The organism is Tardiphaga sp. GW821-FHT12E02 (assembly GCF_058807155.1).
Genome location: NZ_JBXAQK010000001.1, coordinates 2,225,028 through 2,242,827 on the forward strand (window position 1 = coordinate 2,225,028; position 17,800 = coordinate 2,242,827).

A 17,800-nucleotide genomic window follows, 5' to 3' on the forward strand; every position below is an offset into this window, starting at 1 on the left:
GGCCCGTGCGATTTGGTCGCGTCGGGCCCGGGATACGTTCAACGAGGCTGGGCAGGCGGCGTCAGGCCGCCTGTTTCTTTGCCAGCAGGTCGGCGATCATCTGCTTGATCTTCGGCGTGGTCTCGAACCGGATCAGGGTGCCGCCCTTGTCGTTGCGGGCCACGAAGCCGTTCACCCGGCTGGCGACGCCGGCAATCGTCAGCGTCACGGGATCATCGAGCTTGGCCTGATCGGCGCCTGAAACCAGCGCGGCTTCGTGGGAGAGATTGATGACCACGATATCCAGCTCCGCGCCACGCAGCTTCAGCAGGCCCTCGCTCTTGAGATCGATGCGCGGTGATTTGCGCCGGTCGGCACCGTTGGTCGAGGTGCGGATCACCTTCACCAGCGTGGAGCGCAGGTGATCCACTTGATGGGCAATTTCCGCCGAGCCGTCGCGGATGTCCGCGGCGCGGCGCTCGGTATCGACCGCCTCGCGGGAGACCAGAGCAATCTGCTCGGCGACTTCGCGGGCCGCATTCGAGGTCTCCGCGACATTGCGCGAGATCTCGCCTGTAACAGCGCTCTGTTCCTCGATTGCCGCCGCGATCACCGACGACACCGCCTCGACATTGCGGATCGCTTCGCCGATCTGGCCGATCGAGGTCACCGAATCCTTCGTGGCCTGCTGGATTTCGGTGATCTGATGGGCGATGTCGTTGGTGGCCTTGGCGGTCTGCTCGGCCAGCGATTTGACCTCCGACGCGACGACCGCAAAGCCGCGGCCGGCTTCGCCTGCACGCGCCGCTTCGATCGTGGCATTGAGGGCAAGCAGGTTGGTCTGGCTGGCGATCTCGCTGATCAGGCTGGTGACGGCGCCCACCTTGCCCGCCGCGTCCGACAATTTGGCGATGGTGACCTGGGCCTGGCTCGATGCTTCCACCGCTTCCAGCGTCAGGGTGCGCGACGAATTCACCTGGGTTGCAATCTCGGCGATCGATGAGCTGAGCTGCATCGAGGCGGTCGCCACTGTCCGTGCGGTGGACAGTGATTGTTCGGCGGCTGCCGCCACGCTGCTGCTGTTGTTGCCGAGCTTGACGGCGCTGTCGCTCATCAGGCCGGCATGTTCGTTCATCCGCTGGGTACCGGCGGCGACATCGCCGACCACATGCTTGACCTCGCGTTCGACCGTCTCTGCCATCTCGCGCAGCGCCTTTGTGGTGGCTTCGCTCGTCGCGCGGTGGCGCTGTTCTTCCTCATGGGCCTCGGCCTCGGCCTTTTGCGCGAATTTGAGTTTGAACTGCTCGATTGAACGCGCCATGTCGCCGAGTTCATCGTGTCGCTTCAAGCCGGGCAGGGCTATGCCGAAATCGCCTTCGCCGAGCTTGGTCACGGCGGTGGTCATGGCGACAATGGCGCGCGACATGGTCCGCGCATTGCCGATGCTCGACAGGCCAAGCAGGACGATCACGGCGAGGGCGACGATGATCACCTGCCGGTTGTTGTCCCAGACCTGCGCCTTCAGATCGTCCACATAGGCGCCCGTGCCGATGACCCAGCCCCAGGGCGCAAAGCCCGTGACATAGGACGTCTTCGGCTGCGGCGCATCGACGCCCGGCTTCGGCCACTGATAGTCGTAATAGCCGCCGCCGGAGGCGCGCACGAGTGCAGCGAAGTCCACGAAGATCGACTTGCCGTCGGGATCTTTCGTGGTCGACAGATCGGTGCCGTCGAGTTCGGGGCGGGTCGGATGCATGATCATCCGCGGCGTCAGGTCGTTGATCCAGAAATAGTTGTTGTTGTCGTAGCGCAGTTTTGCGATGCGCGTCGCGGCATTCTGCTTGGCCTGCGCTTCGGTGCCGCGTCCCTTTTGCGCCTGGTCGTATTCGTCCTGCGCGATGCTGCGTGCGAGATCGACGAGATGATGCAGTTCAGCCTGACGCTGCTGCTTCAGCGCATCGGCGAGCTTGGTGGCCTGGAATGTCGCGAGTCCGATCAATCCGCAAAAGCTGAGCCCGATGATGCAATAGATGCGCAGGCTGATCGAAAACCGAAGATGCGTCATGGATATGCCCCGAACAGATTCGCTCAGTGAACGAGCGGCCCGTCGTAGGTCACATTGCGGGTACTTCCATAAAGTTAATCCGCGCGTCCTCGCGCGTGCGGAAACGCCTTTATTTATAGATGATTTGATCTAGATCAATTGTCGGACGTGTGGCGTCCTGTGCTCACAAATCTGCTTTCACAAGATCCCACATCAGCCGATAGGTCCCGCGCGAAATCAATGTCGCGCCGGCTGTGGCGATGGCGGAATCAAACCGGCCCTCCATGGTGCGCGCGACGGCATCGGCATCGGTGCCGTCGATCAGCACATACCAGTCGCGGGCCGCCGGGTTCGGCGCGGCGGGATCATCCGTCAGCGGCTTCGACAGCCGCGGATCGCTCTCCATCAGATGCATCGAGATGATGTCATGGATCATGCCGGGATCGAGCAGGGCGCGCAGCGCCTCGCGCAGGCTATCGACATCGCCTTCCGGCGGCCGGATGCGGACCAGGCCGAGCGCGGCACCGCGCCCCTGGCCGCGGCTCACGGTGATCCGTGCCACCGAGCGCAGCATGTTCTTGAAGCGGCCGATATTGGCGAGCGACCAGGCGGTCTGGTTGGCCAGTGCCGTGCGATAGGCGTCGCTGTCCAGCACATCGAATGTCGCGGTGGAATACAGGCCGAGATATTTCGGCGCGGCATTCACCGCGACATAGCGCCGTGCTTCGAGAAATCCATCGATGGCAACGCGCTCGGCGAGATGCTCGCGGTCATACCATTGGTTGAACTCCTGTTCATGCACGGCGTCGATATCCATCGACGTCATCAGCATTCCGGTTCCGGCCATGGGCATGATGCAGTCCTATTTCAATTTTGACGCCACATCCGCGATCGCCTTCATGACAGCATCGCGCACGCCGGGATCATACAGGCTATGTCCGGCGCCTTCGACGATTCGCACCTCGGCATCGCTCCAGCGCGCAGCGAGGGCATGCGAATTCACGGGCGGGCAGAGCAGGTCATAACGGCCCTGCACGATGACGCCGGGGATGCCGTTCAGCTTTCCCGCCTCGTCCATCAACTGCCGCGGCCGCATGAAGGCGCCATGCAGGAAGTAATGCGCTTCCATCGCCGGTGTGGCCGGCATCGGCCCGGTCGTGCTGGCGAGTGCCGCACGATCGAGCCGCGTGCGTTTTGGCGCCACTTCGGAAAGGATCGACTCGGTGCCGCCCCAGGCGCGGATCGCCGGGATGTGCACGGCCGGATCGGCATCGAGAATGCGGCGATAGAAGTTAGGTAGCGGATCGCTGCGCTCGCTCTCGGGCAGCACGCTGAGATAATCCTCGTGCAGGCCCGGATAATGCCGTGGCAGGATCACGTTGAACACATCGTGCAGCTCGTCACGCGTGCCGAAGAACGTGGCGCGCAATACGATCCCACTGACATGCTCCGGATGCGCCTGCGCATAGGCCAGCGCTAGCGTGGCGCCCCATGAGCCGCCGACCACCAGCCATTTGTCGAAACCGAATTTGCGGCGGATCGTCTCCATATCCGCAATCAGATGCGGCAGCGTGTTGTGCTCGCGCAGTCCCTTCGGCCTGCTGCGCCCGGCGCCGCGCTGGTCGAACAGAACGGTGTGAAAACGTTGCGGATCGAACAATCGGCGATGATCGGGCTGGCAGCCCGAGCCCGGCCCGCCATGCAGATAGACCGCAGGAATGCCGTCGTTGCGGCCGACGCTCTCCACATAGATGGAATGGCCGTTGCCGACATCGAGATGGTCGGATGTAAGCGGCGTAAACGCATCGCCGGATACGGGGGCAGGGGAGTCAGCGGCCATGCGTGTCGTCGGCTTCGAGCGTGCCGCCCTTGAAATTGCGATAGAGGAAGCGATCGGCGCCCTCGCTGGATTCGGTCTCGGCGAGCTTGAAGATCTCTTCATGCCGCGGTGACAGCGTGCAGGCGGGATCGGTGTTGCCCGCATCGCCGGTCAGCGCAAAAGCCTGGCAGCGGCAGCCGCCGAGATCCACTTCCTTGAATTCGCAGCTCTGGCACGGCTCCGGCATCCATCCGGTGCCGCGATAGCGGTTGAAGGCTTCGGAATTCTGCCAGATCCACGCGATGGAGTGATTGCTGCGCACGCTTTCGAAATCGAGCCCGGTGATGGTCTCGGCCGCGTGGCAGGGCAGCACCTTGCCCGCCGGCGAGATGTTGAAGAACTGCCGGCCCCAGCCGCCCATGCATTTCTTTGGCCGCAGCGCGTAATAATCCGGCACTACATAATCGATATCGAGAATGCCCTTGAGGCGGACACGGGCGTCATCGACAATGCGGGAGGTGTCGTCGATCTGGTCGATGGTCGGCATCAGGGCAGCGCGGTTCTTCAGCGCCCAGCCGTAATATTGCACATTGGCGACTTCCAGCCGGTCGGCATCGAGGTCGACGGCCATCTGGATGATGTCAGCCAGCTGATGCAGGTTCTGCCGGTGCATCACCGCATTCACGGTCAACGGCAGGTCCAGCTCGCGCGTCCAGCGCGCCACCTCGATCTTCTTCGCATGGCCGCCGCGATAGCCGCCGACGCGGTCGGCCACCATAGGCTCATTGCCCTGGAAGCTGATCTGCACATGGCAAAGCCCCGCATCTGCCAGCGCTTCAAGCTTGTCGCGCGACAGCAGCACCGCCGACGTAATCAAATTCGAATACAGCCCGACATCCGTCGCATGCTGCACCAGCTCCACGATATCCTTGCGCGCCGTCGGCTCGCCGCCGGAAAAATGGATCTGCAGCACGCCGATCTCGGCGAGTTCGCTGAGCACCTTCTTCCATTCGTCGGTGCTGAGTTCGCTATTGGCGCGATCCAGCTCGACCGGATTCGAACAATAGGGGCACTGCAGTGGGCAGCGATGCGTCAGCTCGGCCAGCACCGCGAGCGGAATACCAAAAGTCTCCGCCGTCGAACGTGTGCGCTCCAGCACGGCGAGGCTGTCATGGGGCACGATCGGTGAGGCATCGGTGAGTGCAGAATCTTGAACAAAGTTGCTCATACGGTCTTCTCCCGCGCTTGCGTGAGAAAGCCCTTGTCGGCGAGATCCTGCAGCATGGCGATGACGTCATTGCCGATGTCGCCGCGTGGCGCATTGTATTTGGCGGCCAGCAGATCGACGATCTCGGCGACACTGCGCACGCCATCGCACAGCTGCAAGATCTCCACCGCGATCTCATCGGGCGCCAGCACGCGTTCGGGCGCCAGGATCACCCAGACCTGCCGCGTCTCGTCGAATTTCAGCCGGGCGTGGCGCGGCAAGATCGGCTTGCTCGCCTCGGAGACTTCCATGCGACGGCTGCGCGGCTGCTCCGTCATGATCGATCTCTAGTTGGCCGTGGGCACAAAGGCGCCCGGCGGCACATGGCCATCCACATAGGCATGATATAGCGCGTCGAGCTGCACCCACAACACATTGGTCTTGAAGATCAGCGCATTGGCCACCAGCCGGCGTTCCGCGGGCGTTGTGGCATGCTGCTTAACGTAGTCGAGCGCGAAACCGGCATCGCGCGGTGCCTGGGTCAGGCGGCGGCTGAAATAGCTCATGATGTCCGGATTGACGAAATCATAGTGCGTCAGCATGCCGGAAATGCGTTCTTCATGCAGGTTCGGCGCAAACAGCTCTGTCAGCGAGGAAGCGATCGCCTCCAGCGGCGAGCGGTCGCGGACATAATGCACATAGGCCTCCACGGCGAAGCGCGTGGCGGGCAGGATGCCTTCGGTGGATTCGACATAGGCGCTGTCGAGCCCGAGACCCTCGGTCAGCTTCAGCCAGCGCTCGATGCCGCCTTCCGCGCCGACATCGCCATCGTGATCCTCGATGCGATGCCGCCATTCCAGCCGCGTGGCGCGATCGCGGAAGCGGGAGATGACCACCGCATCCTTGATGGGGATCGTGCTCTGGTAATAATAGCGGTTCAGCGCCCAGGCCTGCACCTGGCCCTTGTTGAGCTTGCCGCCATGCAGCAGCTTATGAAACGGATGCAGGCTGTGATAGCGCGTGGCGCCGATCTCGCGCAGCGCTGCTTCCAGCTGCTCGGCATTGTCGAGCGGCACGCTGTTGTCGATCGAAAGCGCGGATAGTTTCACAGCGTGATCTCCATCCCGTTATGGGGGATCTGCCAGCCGGTGGTCGTCAGTGCCGCGCGCTCGGCGGAGTCGCGCAGCAAGGCTGGGTTCGAATTGTTGATGTGCAGAAAGAATTTCTGCCCGATGCCTGCATTGGCCAGCGACGCAATCGCGCCGTCCTCGCCGGACATGGCGATATGCCCCATGCTCTGTCCGGTCTTCTGGCCAAGCCCGGCCGCGATGAGTTCATCATCGCGCCACACCGTACCATCGAAAAACACCAGCGGCGTGCCGCGGATGCGTTCGGTCAATTCCGGCGTCACGCGCGCGCAGGCGGCGATGAAATAGAAATGCTTGCCGCTCGCGGTTTCGCTGATGCGCAGGCCCAGCGTATCGCCGTCGCCATCGGCGCCAGCCGGATGCGCCTCTCCTTCGAGATACCATGCACCCTTGCCGGGTACCGTGAACGGCAGCACCTCGAGGCCCGATGCGGTGCCGTCCTGCAGGCGTGGCGCAAAACTGCGATCCACCTCGATCGCCTCGCGCTTCACGTTCGTCTCGGAAAGCACGTTGAAAATACTGTTGGCTTTGAGGATCGCCAGCACGCGCTCATGCCCGTAGATGGTGAAGGGCGAGCCCTCGCGCATGGAGAGCAGCCCGGCCACCGCATCCACTTCGGCATTGGTCAGGATCACGCCTGCGATCGGCGAATGGCGCAGCGCGCCATCCTGCGGATGTAGCTGCGGCGTCTCGGTGACCTGTTGCCGCAGGTCGGGGGAGGCATTGATGAGGAACCAGTTGCGGCCATCGGCGCTGACAGCGATGGAGGCCTGGCCGCTTTGCAATTCAGGCTTGCCGCTGCGTGCGGCCCGGCACATCGGGCAGCCGCAATTCCACTGCGGAATGCCGCCGCCGGCTGCGGCTCCAAGAACGACGATACGCAACATCAGGTCGCCTCAAGCCAGCGAGATAAAAGAGAGCGGAGAGTCGAAAAGGGCGCCTTCCCGGAAAAACCGGCAAGACGCCCTGTTCGGCTCCGACGTCGAATCTTACTTGCGCGCGGCGCAAGCGTACATGTTGATTTCCATGCCGACCGCAACTTCGACGATTTTCGGTGCTTTCCAGGCCATGATGCTCTCCCGCTCTTGAATGCAGTCGATCCTGCATGGGGTAAGTGTAATCGCTGGCAAAAGGTTCGCCAACTGCTTCGTCATCAGAATGTGAGGGATGGGATGCAGCTTAGAGGATAAAAAATCACGTTTGCGTGCGCTGCACCATAATCCGCAATGCAACATTGCAAAGGCTGCCGTGTTTCTTAACCTTGTATGAGTGATTGCGGCAAAAACCATCGCCCGCTGCTCGCAGCAATATCCAGGAAGTTCGGGGATCGTCATGCCACGTTATTTCTTCAACACCCGCCTCGGTGAGGAAGTCGTCGATGATCCCGATGGCGAATTGCTGCGCAATCCCGATCACGCCTGGGAAGTTGCACGCTCCATGATCATGCAATTGCTGCGCTCAGAGGGCACGCAGCGCGATCTTTTGGCCGCAGTGCTGGAAGTCACCGACGAGCAGGGCGAGATCGTGCTGGAATTCCCTTTCAGCGAAGCGCTGCTGGATTCCGCGGATTCGACCACGCGCCATTGAGGCGTGCGTGGCAGTGGCGCGCATGGTTTTGGTTGCGCGGAGGTACTGAAATATCGGACAGTGAATCTCGGAAAGCCCCGGACTGCGCGACGAGGATTCGTGACGGTCGATAGAGGGCTTCCTTCGAAAGGGAGAGATTCATGACCATTTATGCGTCCGCACGGCAGGCGTTGCTCGCCGGCGTTTTCATTGGCGTCTTTGCAACCGGCGCCTTTGCCCAGCAATCCGATACGGCCCCCGCTGCTTCGCCGCCCGCCGCTGCGCCGGCTCCCGCGGCCACACCTGCTCCGGCCGCTGCTGCCGCACCGGCTCTGCCGCCGGGCTCGCCGCTGATCGGCCGTCCCGCCGACAATGCCGCTGCCGCCAAGCTTGCGCCGGTCGCACCGCCGCCGATTCCATCCGCCGCAGACAAGCTGCCGATCGCCAAGCTGAAAGTGCCGGCCGGCTTCAATGTGGAAGTCTATGCTGCCGGCATGGCCAATGCGCGCTCCATGCGCGAAGGCGACAAGGGCACCGTGTTCGTCGGCTCGCGCCTGGTCGACAAGGTCTATGCGATCGTCAATCAGGACGGCAAGCGCCAGGTGAAAGTGCTGGCCTCGGGCCTCTATCGTCCGAACGGTTTGGCCTTCAAGGACGGTACGCTCTATATCGGCGAGCTGTCGAAAATCTCGAAGATCGAGAAGGTGGAAGACAATCTCGACAATCCGCCGAAGCCCGTGATGATTTACGACAAGCTGCCGAAGGACGAGGCCCATGGCTGGAAGTTCATCGGCATCGGCCCGGACAACAAGCTCTATGTCCCCGTCGGCCAGCCCGGCAACAGCGTGCTGCATAGCGAGGAGCACGGCCAGATCCGCCGCATGAATCTCGATGGCTCCGGCGCCGAAGTCATCTTGCGCGGCATGCGCAACACCGTCGGCTTCGACTGGAATCCCGAAACCAAGCAACTGTACTTCACCGACAATGGCCGCGACTGGATGTCGGAGACGGTTCCGGAGGACGAGCTCAACCGCGTCACCAAGGTCGGCGAGAATTTCGGCGCGCCGTTCTGCCACCAGGGCAATATCCTCGATCCCGAACTCGGCTGGGGCAAGTCCTGCGCCGACTACACGGCGCCGGTCGGCCTGCTCGGCGCACATACGGCGGCGCTCGGCATGCGCTTCTACAATGGCAAGCAATTCCCGGCCGCCTACAAGAACGCGATCTTCATCGCGCGTCATGGCTCGTGGAATAAGTCGCAGAAGCTCGGCGGCGACGTCGTCGTCGCCAAGCTGAACAAGGACGGCACGGTGAAGTCGATCGAGCCGTTCCTCACCGGCTTCATCGAGGACAACAAATATGTCGGCCGTCCCGTGGACGTACTGCCGATGAAGGATGGTTCGCTCTTGGTCTCCGACGACTGGAACGGCGCCATCTATCGCATCAGCTACGGCAAGCCGAAGGTGGCCGACAAGAAGTGACGATGGATAGTGCTGGGCCTGCATGGTTCGAGACGCCCGCTTCGCGGGCTCCTCACCATGAGGGTCTTCTACCAATCCATACTCTTCCCTCATCCTGAGGAGCGGCCTTCTCAGGCCGCGTCTCGAAGGATGGCCGCATCCTCACCCTGATCCTCTCCCCGCAAGCGGGGAGAGGAGACACGACCGCCGTCGCTATTTCAGAATACAGAAAGTAAGTCCCCGATGCGCCCGTTCGCAGTCATCGTCGCTCTACTTGTTTCCTCGTCCTCACTTTCCGCCGCCGAGCCCATCGCCGAACGCGTCGCACCGTGTCTCGCCTGCCATGGCGAGAAGGGCACGTCGGAAACCGAGATCACGCCATCGCTCGGCGCGCAGCAGCCGGCCTACACGCTGATCCAGCTCTATATGTTTCGCGAGAAGCTGCGGACCTTCGAGCCGATGAACGAGATGGCGAAGGATCTCACCGACGACGATCTGCGTACATTTTCCGACTACATCGCCACGCTGCCGAAGCCGGTGGCCGTCGAGGGCGGCGATCCCGCGCGCCTGCAGGCGGCGAAGGCGCTGACCTCGCAATTCCGCTGCGACAGCTGCCACAATGCCGACTTCGCCGGCCGCGACAACATCCCGCGCATCGCAGGCCAGCGCGAGGATTATCTCGCCAAGACCATGCGCGAATATAAGGACAATTCACGGCACGGCTATGATGCGACGATGGCTGACGTGATGCAGCCGATCAGCGACGCGCAGATCGTGGAGCTGGCCTATTATCTGGCGCGGGTGAAGTGACACACGCTCGACGTCCGTAGGATGGGTTGAGCGTCGGCCGTAGGCCGTCGCTATAACCCATCGGCGGAGTTTGCCGCACCGACGGAATGACGGGTTTTCGCGGAGTTTATCATCGGGCGCGCTTCGCGCGACCCGTTGGCTCAACCCATCCTACCACCTGTCGCCTTCGTTCTATTTTTGTTCTTGACAAAATTCCCATCGCCACCATACTCCCTCCCGTCTTGTTCGGTGAGGGGCGCTTCATGAGGCGTCATTGAGCGGAACATGGATGCGGCGCCTGCGGGCCGGGGGAGGACGTATCCCCCAGCACTCGGGTGGTCGAGGGTCACCGTCCGGGCCCAATACGGGGCCCTGCCGCTAGCGCGGCTGGACGTGGTGCGGGCGAAGGCGGAGAAATCCGTCGGATGACTCCCATTGTGGAGTGCCCAGTACCCGGAAGAACGGTCCTTCGATCAGGAAGAACGTCGCGGTGGCGCGCCGTAAGGCGTTGCGGCTCAGGCTTGCTGGCGATCCAGCAGGCAAGAGCAGCGTCAAGTCCACTCAAGTGCGCCTTGCGGCGTGCCACCTCCCCTTATGTCTTTGAGGGGAGAACTGCTCACACCTCGGACGCTCCGGCGCCGCGAGACAGCAATGCCGTACCCGCATTTGGCATTCACGGCACATGCTGCGATAAAACCGGCCGCAAATACGGGAGCACTGCATGAATGATCTCTGGCGTCTGTCGGCCTCGGAACTCGCTGGTCTCATCAAGACGCGGCAAGTGTCTGCAAAAGAGGCGGCGCAATCCGGTCTCGACAGGCTCGATGCTGCGAATCCCGCGATCAATGCCGTGGTCGATCATCGTCCCGAAGAAGTTCTCGCGCAGGCCGAGGCCGTCGATGCCGCGCTCGCGCGTGGCTTGAATGTCGGCCCGCTCGCCGGTGTGCCCGTCACCGTGAAGGTGAATATCGACTACAAGGGCTATGCGACCTCGAACGGCGTCAAGATCCAGAACGAGATCATCGCCACGAGCAACAGCCCGGTGATCGACAATCTTATCAAGGCCGGCGCCGTCATTCTCGGCCGTACCAATTGCCCGGCTTTCTCCTATCGCTGGTTCACCACCAACCAGCTCTATGGTGACACGAAGAATCCACGTGATCCCTCGCTGACGCCCGGCGGCTCATCCGGTGGCGCCGGTGCATCGGTCGCAGCCGGCATCGGCCATATCGCTCATGGCACCGATATCGCAGGCTCCATCCGCTATCCCGCTTATGCCTGCGGCGTGCATGGATTGCGTCCCACCGTCGGCCGCATCGCTGCCTATAATCAGGCGCTGCCCGAGCGCATCATCTCCGGCCAGATCACCGCGGTGTCGGGTCCGCTCGCGCGCACCATCGCGGATATCCGCCTCGGCCTCGAAGCCATGGCGCAACCCGACGTGCGCGATCCCTGGTATGTGCCGGTGCCGCTGATCGGCGAGCCGCGTGAAAAGCGCGTCGCCATGTGTCTGCGCCCGGACGGACTCGAAATCACCAAGGCCGTGGAAAGCGCGGTGCGCGATGCCGGCAAGCGGCTGGAGCGGGCAGGGTGGAACGTCGAGGAAGTCGAGAACACCCCGGCGCTGCGCGAAGCCGCTCTCCTGCAGACGACGATCTGGTTCGGCGATGGCTATCAGGGCATGCTGGACGCGGCCGAGCGCGAGGGCGATCCCGCAGCGCTCGTCTGCCTGCGCGGGCAGAAAGACAAGCTGAAGGACTTCGACAATGGCGGCCTGTCGCGTGCATTGGTGCGCCGCTCCACATTCGTTCGTGACTGGGAACTGTTCCTGCAGCGTTACGCGGTCGTGCTGATGCCGATGTCCGGCGAATTGCCGTTCCCCGACAATCTCGATCTGGAGGGTGAGGAAGGTTTTGCGCGCGTCTGGGCGGCACAAATGCCCCAGATCGGCATTCCCTTCATGGGGCTACCGGCGCTGAGCGTTGCAACGGGCCTCGTTGGCCGCACGCCGACTGGCGTCCAACTCGTTGCCGGCCGCTATCGCGAGGATCTCTGCCTCGCAGCCGGCGAAGCGATCGAGGCCGGCGGCACACCGCCGATGCCTTGCGATCCCATCACTGCATGAGGCCCGATGAGCAGCATCTATGATTTCAAAGCCGACTCGCTGAAAGGCGATACGGTGTCGCTGAAAGACTTCGAAGGCCGTGTGCTGCTGGTGGTCAACACCGCCAGTGCCTGCGGTTTCACGCCGCAATATGAAGGCCTCGAAAAACTGCAGCAGGATTTTGGCGCCCGCGGCTTCACCGTGCTCGGTTTTCCCTGCAACCAGTTCGGCGGCCAGGAGCCCGGCACGGCCGAGGAGATCGCCGGCTTCTGCCAGAAGACCTATGACGTCTCGTTTCCGATGTTTGCCAAGATCGACGTCAATGGCGGGCTGGCCCACCCATTGTATAATTTCCTCAAATCTGAGAAATCGGGCCTGCTGGGGTCGGCGATCAAATGGAATTTCACCAAATTCCTGATCGACCGCTCCGGCCGGGTGGTCGATCGTTTTTCGCCGACCACCAAACCCGAATCCCTGCGCGACAAGATCGAGGCCCTGCTATGACCGAGACCACCAAGCCCGCCATCCCGGACCATCTGTCGGTGGATCCGCGCAGCCCGCATTACAACGAGGCGGTTCTGCAGTTCGATGTCGGCATCCGCTTCAAGGGCGTCGAAAAGAGCAATGTCGAGGAATACTGCATCAGCGAGGGCTGGGTGCGCGTCCCTGCCGGCGCCGCCAAGGACCGCCATGGCAATCCCTTGCTGATCAAGCTGTCGGGCGACGTCGAGGCCTATTACCGCGACTGATCCGTAGGGCGGATGAGGCGAAGCCGTCATCCGCCGCGGAGTTTCAACCATCAAATCGGCCGGCGGATGACGCGTCGTTAATCCGCCCTACGCCATCGCCGACCGCAGTGCAGCACGACTGACTAGCAAAAAGGCGCTGCCCGGCTAAATTTGAAGCTTAAAATAATCGCGGGTTCTGGTTATGCTGCCGGCATTGGGCATGACCAATGAAGGACCGGGAATGAAAGTGGCAACGCTGCGCTCGGACGCTCAGACCAGGCTGGAAGCTGTACGTCAGCCTGCGCAGGCGATGATCGAGATCGATCACGTCTCGCAGCGCTTTCAGACGTCGGGTCGCCAGAGCCATCTCGCGCTGTCGGATATCAATCTCAGCATCGAGGATGGCGCCTTCGTTTCCATCCTCGGGCCTTCGGGTTGTGGCAAGTCCACGCTGCTTTATATCGTCGGTGGCTTCGTCAAGCCGACCGAAGGCAGCGTGAAAGTCAAAGGCAAGGCGATCACGGGTCCTGGTCCTGATCGCGGTCCGGTGTTTCAGGAATTCGCGCTGTTTCCGTGGAAGAACGTCCTCGGCAATGTCATGTATGGCATGCTGCAGCAGGGCATGAAGAAGTCCGAAGCCGAGGCGCGCGGCCGCAAGCTGCTCGAAATGGTCGGCCTCAAGGGCTACGAAAAATTCTATCCGAAAGAACTCTCCGGCGGCATGAAGCAGCGCGTCGCCATCGCGCGCACGCTGGCTTACGATCCGTCCGTGCTCTTGATGGACGAACCCTTCGGCGCCCTCGATGCGCATACGCGCACGCGGCTGCAGAACGACCTGCTCGATATCTGGGATACCCAGCGCAAGACGGTGCTGTTCGTCACCCATTCGGTGGAAGAGGCGGTCTATCTCTCCGACAAGGTGATCGTGATGTCGCGCTCGCCGGGTACCATCAAGGAAATCATCGACATCGACCTGCAGCGCCCGCGCAAGCGCGCTGATCTGTTGCTCGATGCGCGTTTCCAGAAATACATCGTCGATATCGAGAAGATGATCGACGACGGCCAGGAAGCGCACTGATGTCGCCGCGCCGCATCCTCAAGGCGCTGTCGCCGCTGTTCGCGTGCATCGGTCTGCTCGTGGTCTGGCAGATTGCCTCGATGCGATTGGGGACCGAAAGCTTTCCGACCGCGATCGAGACGCTGAAGGCGGTGCCGGCGATCCTCACCGACAAGGAATCGATCCGTAACATTCTCGATTCCATGCGCCGCATGGCCATCGGCCTCACGCTGGCGGTGCTGTTCGCGATCCCGCTCGGCCTGATGATGGGCCGCGTCAAGGCGGTGGCGAATTTCTTCAATCCGCTGATGATGATCATCTATCCCGTGCCGAAAGCAGCGCTGATGCCCATCATCATGCTGTGGCTCGGCGTCGGCGATGTCTCCAAAACGCTGGTGATCTTTCTCGGCGTGAGCCTGCCCATCATCTATCACTCGTTCCAGGGTGGCAAAGCCGTGGAAGAAAAGATGCTGTGGTCGGGTGCGGCGATGGGCATGTCGGCGCCATCGCGCATGCTGCGCATCGTGCTGCCCGCTGCCTTGCCGGAAATTCTCACCGGTTGCCGCACAGGTCTGGTGCTGGCGCTGATCACGATGATCACATCCGAGATGATCGCGCGCCAGTCGGGCGCCGGCAATATTCTCTTCAATGCGCTCGATATGGCGCAATACGACACCGTCTTCGCCATGATCCTGATTGTCGGCCTGATGGGCATCATCTTCGATGCGGTGTTCGAGAAGGTCCGCATGTCGCTTGTGCGCTGGTCGCAGCCGCGCGACGACATGCCCCTGAGCTTTACCTGAGGAGCAGGGCATGAGCGAACGCATCAACTCCTTTCTCTTCGGTCTCATTCCCATCGCGCTGTTCCTGGCGCTGTGGCAGTCGCTGATTTCGTTCGGTTATGCGCCGACCAATCTGTTGCCGCCGCCTGGTGCTGTGTTCGGGCGTCTGGCGACGCAGTTCTTCACCGCCGATTTCATGCATGATCTCGGTGCGACCCTGATCCGCCTGTTCGCCGGCTTCGGCATCGCCGTGGTGCTCGGGGTGTTGATCGGCCTTGCGGCTGCGGTGAATCCGGCGATCAATGCCGTGGTGAAGCCGCTGGTGCGCGTGCTCGCTCCGATCCCGAAAGTCGCGCTCTATCCGGCGCTGCTCTTGATCCTCGGCTTCGATCACGCCTCGAAGATCACGCTGGTCACCGCCGATGCACTGTTTCCGATCCTGCTCTCGACCTATTACAACGCGTCCATGGTCGAGCAGAAACTGATCTGGTCGGCGCAGGCGGCGGGCACGCCGCGCTGGCAGATTCTGTTCAAGGTGGTGTTGCCGGCTGCGATGCCGTCGATTCTCACCGGCTGCCGCATCGGTTTGGTGATCTCCTGCATCGTGGTGTTCCTGGCCGAGATGATCACCTCATCCGATGGCCTCGGTCACATGCTGGTGCAGGCCGCACGCACGTTCCAGACCGTGGACATGTTCGTGCCCCTGATCATGATCTCGCTGCTGGGCCTGATCCTGAACAGTCTGCTGCACACGCTCCGCGGACATTTGCTGCGCGGATTTCCGGAAGTCTAACTCCGATCCCTCATGGTGAGGAGGCGCGAAGCGCCGTCTCGAACCATGAGATGCGGCGCTCCGTCGCCATCCTTCGAGACGCCGCTGCGCGGCTCCTCAGGATGAGGGCAAAGTGTGAGGCGCCTTACAGCACCGGCGGCTTCTGCAACTGGAAATGCTTCAGCAGATCCACGAATGCCGACAGTCGACCCTCGCGATAGGCATCCACATCGAGGCCTTCGTAATTCAAAAAGCCTTCACCCGTCCGCAGGCCGATCTTTCCTTCAGCCATGTTGCGCCCGATGATCTCCGGCGCGGCGTAGCGATCATTGTTCAACGCGCCGGTCATATATTTGCTGGCGTAATACAGAATATCGCCGCCGCCCCAATCGATGAATTCGAGCAGGCCCAGCACGGCGAAGCGGAAGCCGAAGCCGTATTTGATCGCCTTGTCCAGATCTTCCGGCGAGGCGACGCCTTCCTCGACCATGCGCGCGGCTTCGTTCATGGCCAGCGCCTGAATGCGCGGCACGATGTAGCCGGGCGATGCAGCGCAGACGACCGGCACCTTGCCGATACCTTCGAGCAGCTCTTTCACCTTCACGGTGACAGCCGGATCGGTCTTCGCGCCCGGCGAGACTTCGACCAGCGGCACGAGATAAGCGGGGTTCAGCCAATGCGCATTGAGGAAGCGCTCCGGCTTTTCGATCGCGCTGGAGAGATCATCGACGAGAATGGTCGACGTGGTGGAGGCGATGATCGGCTCGGGGCCAGCCAGCTGCGATGCGCGGGCCAGGGCCTCGCGCTTCTGGTCCAGCACTTCAGGCACGCCCTCGAAGATGATCGCCGAGCTGCTGAGCGCAATCCCTGCATCGGCTTCCGGCAGGACGCGGACACGCGACACCAGTGTCTCGATATCGGTGTCTTTCAGCAGGCCGAAGCGCGCCATGCTCGCAAAGGTCTTGCGGACTTCACCGATCGCCTCAACCTGAAGCGCCTTGAACTTGTCGGTCTCGCGCGGCTTGAAATCGACGATGGCCACCTCGTGGCCCGCATAGGCGAAGGCCACGGCAATGCCGCGGCCCATGCGACCTGCGCCAAGGCAGGCGATCAGCGGACGGGCGCTCATGCGGCATAGCCTTCGCGCAACAGCTTCTGCAGCGCATCGCGCGAGAGATCGCCGAAGCCGAGCGAGGCCAGCGTGCGTCCACCCTGCAAGAAGTTCTCGCCGCAGATGGCGCCGCCGATCGCGAGGAACGCCTTCACCAGCGGCGTCTCGACGCCCGCGAGCTGCGCGCAGGACAGGAAGAAGGAGAGGCCGGTGCGTAGATCCTCGCGCATGTAGCGATGCTCCAGCAGCACGATATTCTCGCGCCAGTCGCCGCTGTCGGTGAGGCGATCATGCGAGCCGCGGCCATACATCCACTCTTCGCCTTCGCGATTGTAGTGATGCACCAGCGGGAAATGCGGGCCGTGATAGCCGAGTGCCTCGCGGATCGCGATGCGTTCACCATCGAGCTGGTCGGTGACGCGGCGGATCGCGGCCTGCGTGCCTTCCTTGTGGATGTCCCAGGTCGGGAAATGTTCGAGCGGCCCGGCATTCATCACGATCAGCGGCGGATGGATGATCGGCCCCGCATTCATCAGAGCGCCCGACAGCGCATCGCCGCAGGGCTCGATGACGCCCGGGAATGCCTTGTCGATGACCTTGCAGGCGTAATCAGAGAGCGACAGCGGAAACACACCGGTCGGCAGCCGCTTGGCGCGGATGGTGATGGCGACCTCGAATGGCCCGTGCTTGCGTGCCAGCCATGGCAGCGTGCCGGTTTCCGCAAAGGCGACCTTGGCCTTGTTGCCGGCATCATGCGCGGCCTTGGCAAAAATCATCGCGCCAAACGTCGCGGGCGGCAGATAGACGACCTGGCCATCGGTCAGGTGTGGTGCGATCTGCCTAGCAATATCCGGCTGGGCGAAGGCCGGCGCGGGGCAGAGGATCAGCTCGACGCCGTCGATGGCCGCCGCGATGTCGGTGGTCACGAGCGCAAGCTGCGTGTCATGCGTGCCCTGCGCATTCTTCACGGTGATGCGCGAGCCGGCTGCCTTGTGCGCGGCGACAGCCTCGGCGTCACGCCGCCACAGGCGAACATCATGGCCCTGCAGCGCAAAATCACCTGCGGCCGCGAAAGAGCCGTTGCCGCCGCCGAGTACTGCGATCTTCATTCTCTCAAGCTCCCAATCAATACGGCGCCAGCACACTCAGTCCTCATCCTGAGGAGCGCGCAATTGCGCGCGTCTCGAAGGATGGCCGCAAGCGCCGGTGCCCTGCAGCTCATGGGTCGAGGCGG

At 62.4% G+C, this 17,800-nt stretch carries 19 protein-coding genes; 9 read left to right on the plus strand and 10 right to left on the minus strand.

Annotation, left to right across the window (positions count from 1 at the left end):
- Positions 1-61 precede the first annotated feature (61 nt).
- The 8 genes from AC1RQ5_RS10505 to pqqA form a co-directional block, all read right to left on the minus strand.
- Positions 62-2,044, minus strand: coding sequence for a cache domain-containing protein (locus AC1RQ5_RS10505; protein ID WP_493198781.1), 1,983 nt, complete (start codon positions 2,042-2,044; stop codon positions 62-64).
- Between the two features lie 163 nt (positions 2,045-2,207).
- Positions 2,208-2,876, minus strand: a complete 669-nt coding sequence (locus tag AC1RQ5_RS10510) for a hypothetical protein (RefSeq protein WP_493198783.1) — start codon at positions 2,874-2,876, stop codon at positions 2,208-2,210.
- A gap of 9 nt (positions 2,877-2,885) precedes the next feature.
- A complete protein-coding gene (pip, locus tag AC1RQ5_RS10515) occupies positions 2,886-3,863 on the minus strand; it encodes a prolyl aminopeptidase (protein ID WP_493198785.1) in 978 nt (325 codons plus the stop codon).
- Positions 3,853-5,070 (minus strand): pyrroloquinoline quinone biosynthesis protein PqqE, encoded by a 1,218-nt coding sequence (gene pqqE, locus AC1RQ5_RS10520; RefSeq protein ID WP_493198787.1) that lies wholly within the window; start codon positions 5,068-5,070, stop codon positions 3,853-3,855. The genes pip and pqqE overlap by 11 nt, the downstream gene beginning before the upstream one ends.
- The gene (pqqD, locus tag AC1RQ5_RS10525) at positions 5,067-5,387 is read right to left on the minus strand and encodes a pyrroloquinoline quinone biosynthesis peptide chaperone PqqD (protein ID WP_493198788.1); all 321 of its coding nucleotides are present in this window, start codon (positions 5,385-5,387) and stop codon (positions 5,067-5,069) included. The genes pqqE and pqqD overlap by 4 nt, the downstream gene beginning before the upstream one ends.
- Before the next feature lie 9 nt (positions 5,388-5,396).
- On the minus strand, positions 5,397-6,158 hold the full coding sequence (gene pqqC, locus AC1RQ5_RS10530; RefSeq protein ID WP_493198790.1) for a pyrroloquinoline-quinone synthase PqqC: 762 nt from the start codon (positions 6,156-6,158) through the stop codon (positions 5,397-5,399).
- Positions 6,155-7,084: a pyrroloquinoline quinone biosynthesis protein PqqB gene (pqqB, locus tag AC1RQ5_RS10535; RefSeq protein ID WP_493198792.1), complete on the minus strand. Its 930-nt coding sequence runs from the start codon at positions 7,082-7,084 to the stop codon at positions 6,155-6,157. Before pqqB ends, pqqC begins: the two co-directional genes overlap by 4 nt.
- Positions 7,085-7,186: 102 nt before the next feature.
- Positions 7,187-7,267, minus strand: a complete 81-nt coding sequence (gene pqqA / locus AC1RQ5_RS10540) for a pyrroloquinoline quinone precursor peptide PqqA (RefSeq protein ID WP_089267584.1) — start codon at positions 7,265-7,267, stop codon at positions 7,187-7,189.
- Between the two features lie 262 nt (positions 7,268-7,529).
- Between pqqA and AC1RQ5_RS10545 the strand changes: the two genes are divergently transcribed.
- The 9 genes from AC1RQ5_RS10545 to AC1RQ5_RS10585 all read left to right on the plus strand — a co-directional run bounded on the left by AC1RQ5_RS10545 (position 7,530) and on the right by AC1RQ5_RS10585 (position 15,476).
- Complete coding sequence (locus AC1RQ5_RS10545) at positions 7,530-7,784, plus strand: DUF6894 family protein (RefSeq protein WP_398477504.1); 255 nt, start codon at positions 7,530-7,532, stop codon at positions 7,782-7,784.
- A gap of 140 nt (positions 7,785-7,924) precedes the next feature.
- Positions 7,925-9,244, plus strand: coding sequence for a PQQ-dependent sugar dehydrogenase (locus AC1RQ5_RS10550; protein WP_493198795.1), 1,320 nt, complete (start codon positions 7,925-7,927; stop codon positions 9,242-9,244).
- A gap of 222 nt (positions 9,245-9,466) precedes the next feature.
- Positions 9,467-10,033, plus strand: coding sequence for a c-type cytochrome (locus tag AC1RQ5_RS10555; protein ID WP_493198797.1), 567 nt, complete (start codon positions 9,467-9,469; stop codon positions 10,031-10,033).
- Between the two features lie 700 nt (positions 10,034-10,733).
- Entirely contained in the window at positions 10,734-12,137 is a 1,404-nt protein-coding gene (locus AC1RQ5_RS10560; RefSeq protein WP_493198799.1) for an amidase family protein, read from the plus strand.
- A 6-nt stretch (positions 12,138-12,143) separates the two neighbouring features.
- On the plus strand, positions 12,144-12,620 hold the full coding sequence (locus AC1RQ5_RS10565; RefSeq protein ID WP_493198801.1) for a glutathione peroxidase: 477 nt from the start codon (positions 12,144-12,146) through the stop codon (positions 12,618-12,620).
- On the plus strand, positions 12,617-12,865 hold the full coding sequence (locus tag AC1RQ5_RS10570) for a DUF3297 family protein (RefSeq protein WP_398477493.1): 249 nt from the start codon (positions 12,617-12,619) through the stop codon (positions 12,863-12,865). The genes AC1RQ5_RS10565 and AC1RQ5_RS10570 overlap by 4 nt, the downstream gene beginning before the upstream one ends.
- A gap of 220 nt (positions 12,866-13,085) precedes the next feature.
- Positions 13,086-13,922, plus strand: a complete 837-nt coding sequence (locus AC1RQ5_RS10575) for an ABC transporter ATP-binding protein (RefSeq protein WP_398477491.1) — start codon at positions 13,086-13,088, stop codon at positions 13,920-13,922.
- Positions 13,922-14,704: an ABC transporter permease gene (locus tag AC1RQ5_RS10580; protein WP_398477489.1), complete on the plus strand. Its 783-nt coding sequence runs from the start codon at positions 13,922-13,924 to the stop codon at positions 14,702-14,704. The genes AC1RQ5_RS10575 and AC1RQ5_RS10580 overlap by 1 nt, the downstream gene beginning before the upstream one ends.
- A 10-nt stretch (positions 14,705-14,714) precedes the next feature.
- On the plus strand, positions 14,715-15,476 hold the full coding sequence (locus tag AC1RQ5_RS10585; RefSeq protein WP_493198804.1) for an ABC transporter permease: 762 nt from the start codon (positions 14,715-14,717) through the stop codon (positions 15,474-15,476).
- Positions 15,477-15,600: 124 nt separating this feature from the next.
- Here the strand turns inward: AC1RQ5_RS10585 and AC1RQ5_RS10590 are convergent, their stop codons facing one another.
- Complete coding sequence (locus AC1RQ5_RS10590; protein ID WP_493198806.1) at positions 15,601-16,584, minus strand: 3-hydroxybutyryl-CoA dehydrogenase; 984 nt, start codon at positions 16,582-16,584, stop codon at positions 15,601-15,603.
- Positions 16,581-17,675, minus strand: a complete 1,095-nt coding sequence (locus tag AC1RQ5_RS10595) for an NAD/NADP octopine/nopaline dehydrogenase family protein (RefSeq protein WP_493198808.1) — start codon at positions 17,673-17,675, stop codon at positions 16,581-16,583. Before AC1RQ5_RS10595 ends, AC1RQ5_RS10590 begins: the two co-directional genes overlap by 4 nt.
- Between the last annotated feature and the right edge of the window lie 125 nt (positions 17,676-17,800).

Bases quoted from the DNA above. Each gene is read 5' to 3' on its own strand.
- AC1RQ5_RS10595 (WP_493198808.1), bottom strand. From the start codon at position 17,675: ATGAAGATCGCAGTACTCGGCGGCGGCAACGGCTCTTTCGCGGCCGCA.
- AC1RQ5_RS10510 (WP_493198783.1), bottom strand. From the start codon at position 2,876: ATGCCCATGGCCGGAACCGGAATGCTGATGACGTCGATGGATATCGAC.
- AC1RQ5_RS10585 (WP_493198804.1), top strand. From the start codon at position 14,715: ATGAGCGAACGCATCAACTCCTTTCTCTTCGGTCTCATTCCCATCGCG.
- pqqD (WP_493198788.1), bottom strand. From the start codon at position 5,387: ATGACGGAGCAGCCGCGCAGCCGTCGCATGGAAGTCTCCGAGGCGAGC.
- AC1RQ5_RS10550 (WP_493198795.1), top strand. From the start codon at position 7,925: ATGACCATTTATGCGTCCGCACGGCAGGCGTTGCTCGCCGGCGTTTTC.
- AC1RQ5_RS10555 (WP_493198797.1), top strand. From the start codon at position 9,467: ATGCGCCCGTTCGCAGTCATCGTCGCTCTACTTGTTTCCTCGTCCTCA.
- AC1RQ5_RS10505 (WP_493198781.1), bottom strand. From the start codon at position 2,044: ATGACGCATCTTCGGTTTTCGATCAGCCTGCGCATCTATTGCATCATC.
- pqqE (WP_493198787.1), bottom strand. From the start codon at position 5,070: ATGAGCAACTTTGTTCAAGATTCTGCACTCACCGATGCCTCACCGATC.
- AC1RQ5_RS10570 (WP_398477493.1), top strand. From the start codon at position 12,617: ATGACCGAGACCACCAAGCCCGCCATCCCGGACCATCTGTCGGTGGAT.
- AC1RQ5_RS10560 (WP_493198799.1), top strand. From the start codon at position 10,734: ATGAATGATCTCTGGCGTCTGTCGGCCTCGGAACTCGCTGGTCTCATC.
- AC1RQ5_RS10590 (WP_493198806.1), bottom strand. From the start codon at position 16,584: ATGAGCGCCCGTCCGCTGATCGCCTGCCTTGGCGCAGGTCGCATGGGC.
- pqqA (WP_089267584.1), bottom strand. From the start codon at position 7,267: ATGGCCTGGAAAGCACCGAAAATCGTCGAAGTTGCGGTCGGCATGGAA.
- AC1RQ5_RS10580 (WP_398477489.1), top strand. From the start codon at position 13,922: ATGTCGCCGCGCCGCATCCTCAAGGCGCTGTCGCCGCTGTTCGCGTGC.
- AC1RQ5_RS10565 (WP_493198801.1), top strand. From the start codon at position 12,144: ATGAGCAGCATCTATGATTTCAAAGCCGACTCGCTGAAAGGCGATACG.
- pqqB (WP_493198792.1), bottom strand. From the start codon at position 7,084: ATGTTGCGTATCGTCGTTCTTGGAGCCGCAGCCGGCGGCGGCATTCCG.
- AC1RQ5_RS10575 (WP_398477491.1), top strand. From the start codon at position 13,086: ATGAAAGTGGCAACGCTGCGCTCGGACGCTCAGACCAGGCTGGAAGCT.
- AC1RQ5_RS10545 (WP_398477504.1), top strand. From the start codon at position 7,530: ATGCCACGTTATTTCTTCAACACCCGCCTCGGTGAGGAAGTCGTCGAT.
- pip (WP_493198785.1), bottom strand. From the start codon at position 3,863: ATGGCCGCTGACTCCCCTGCCCCCGTATCCGGCGATGCGTTTACGCCG.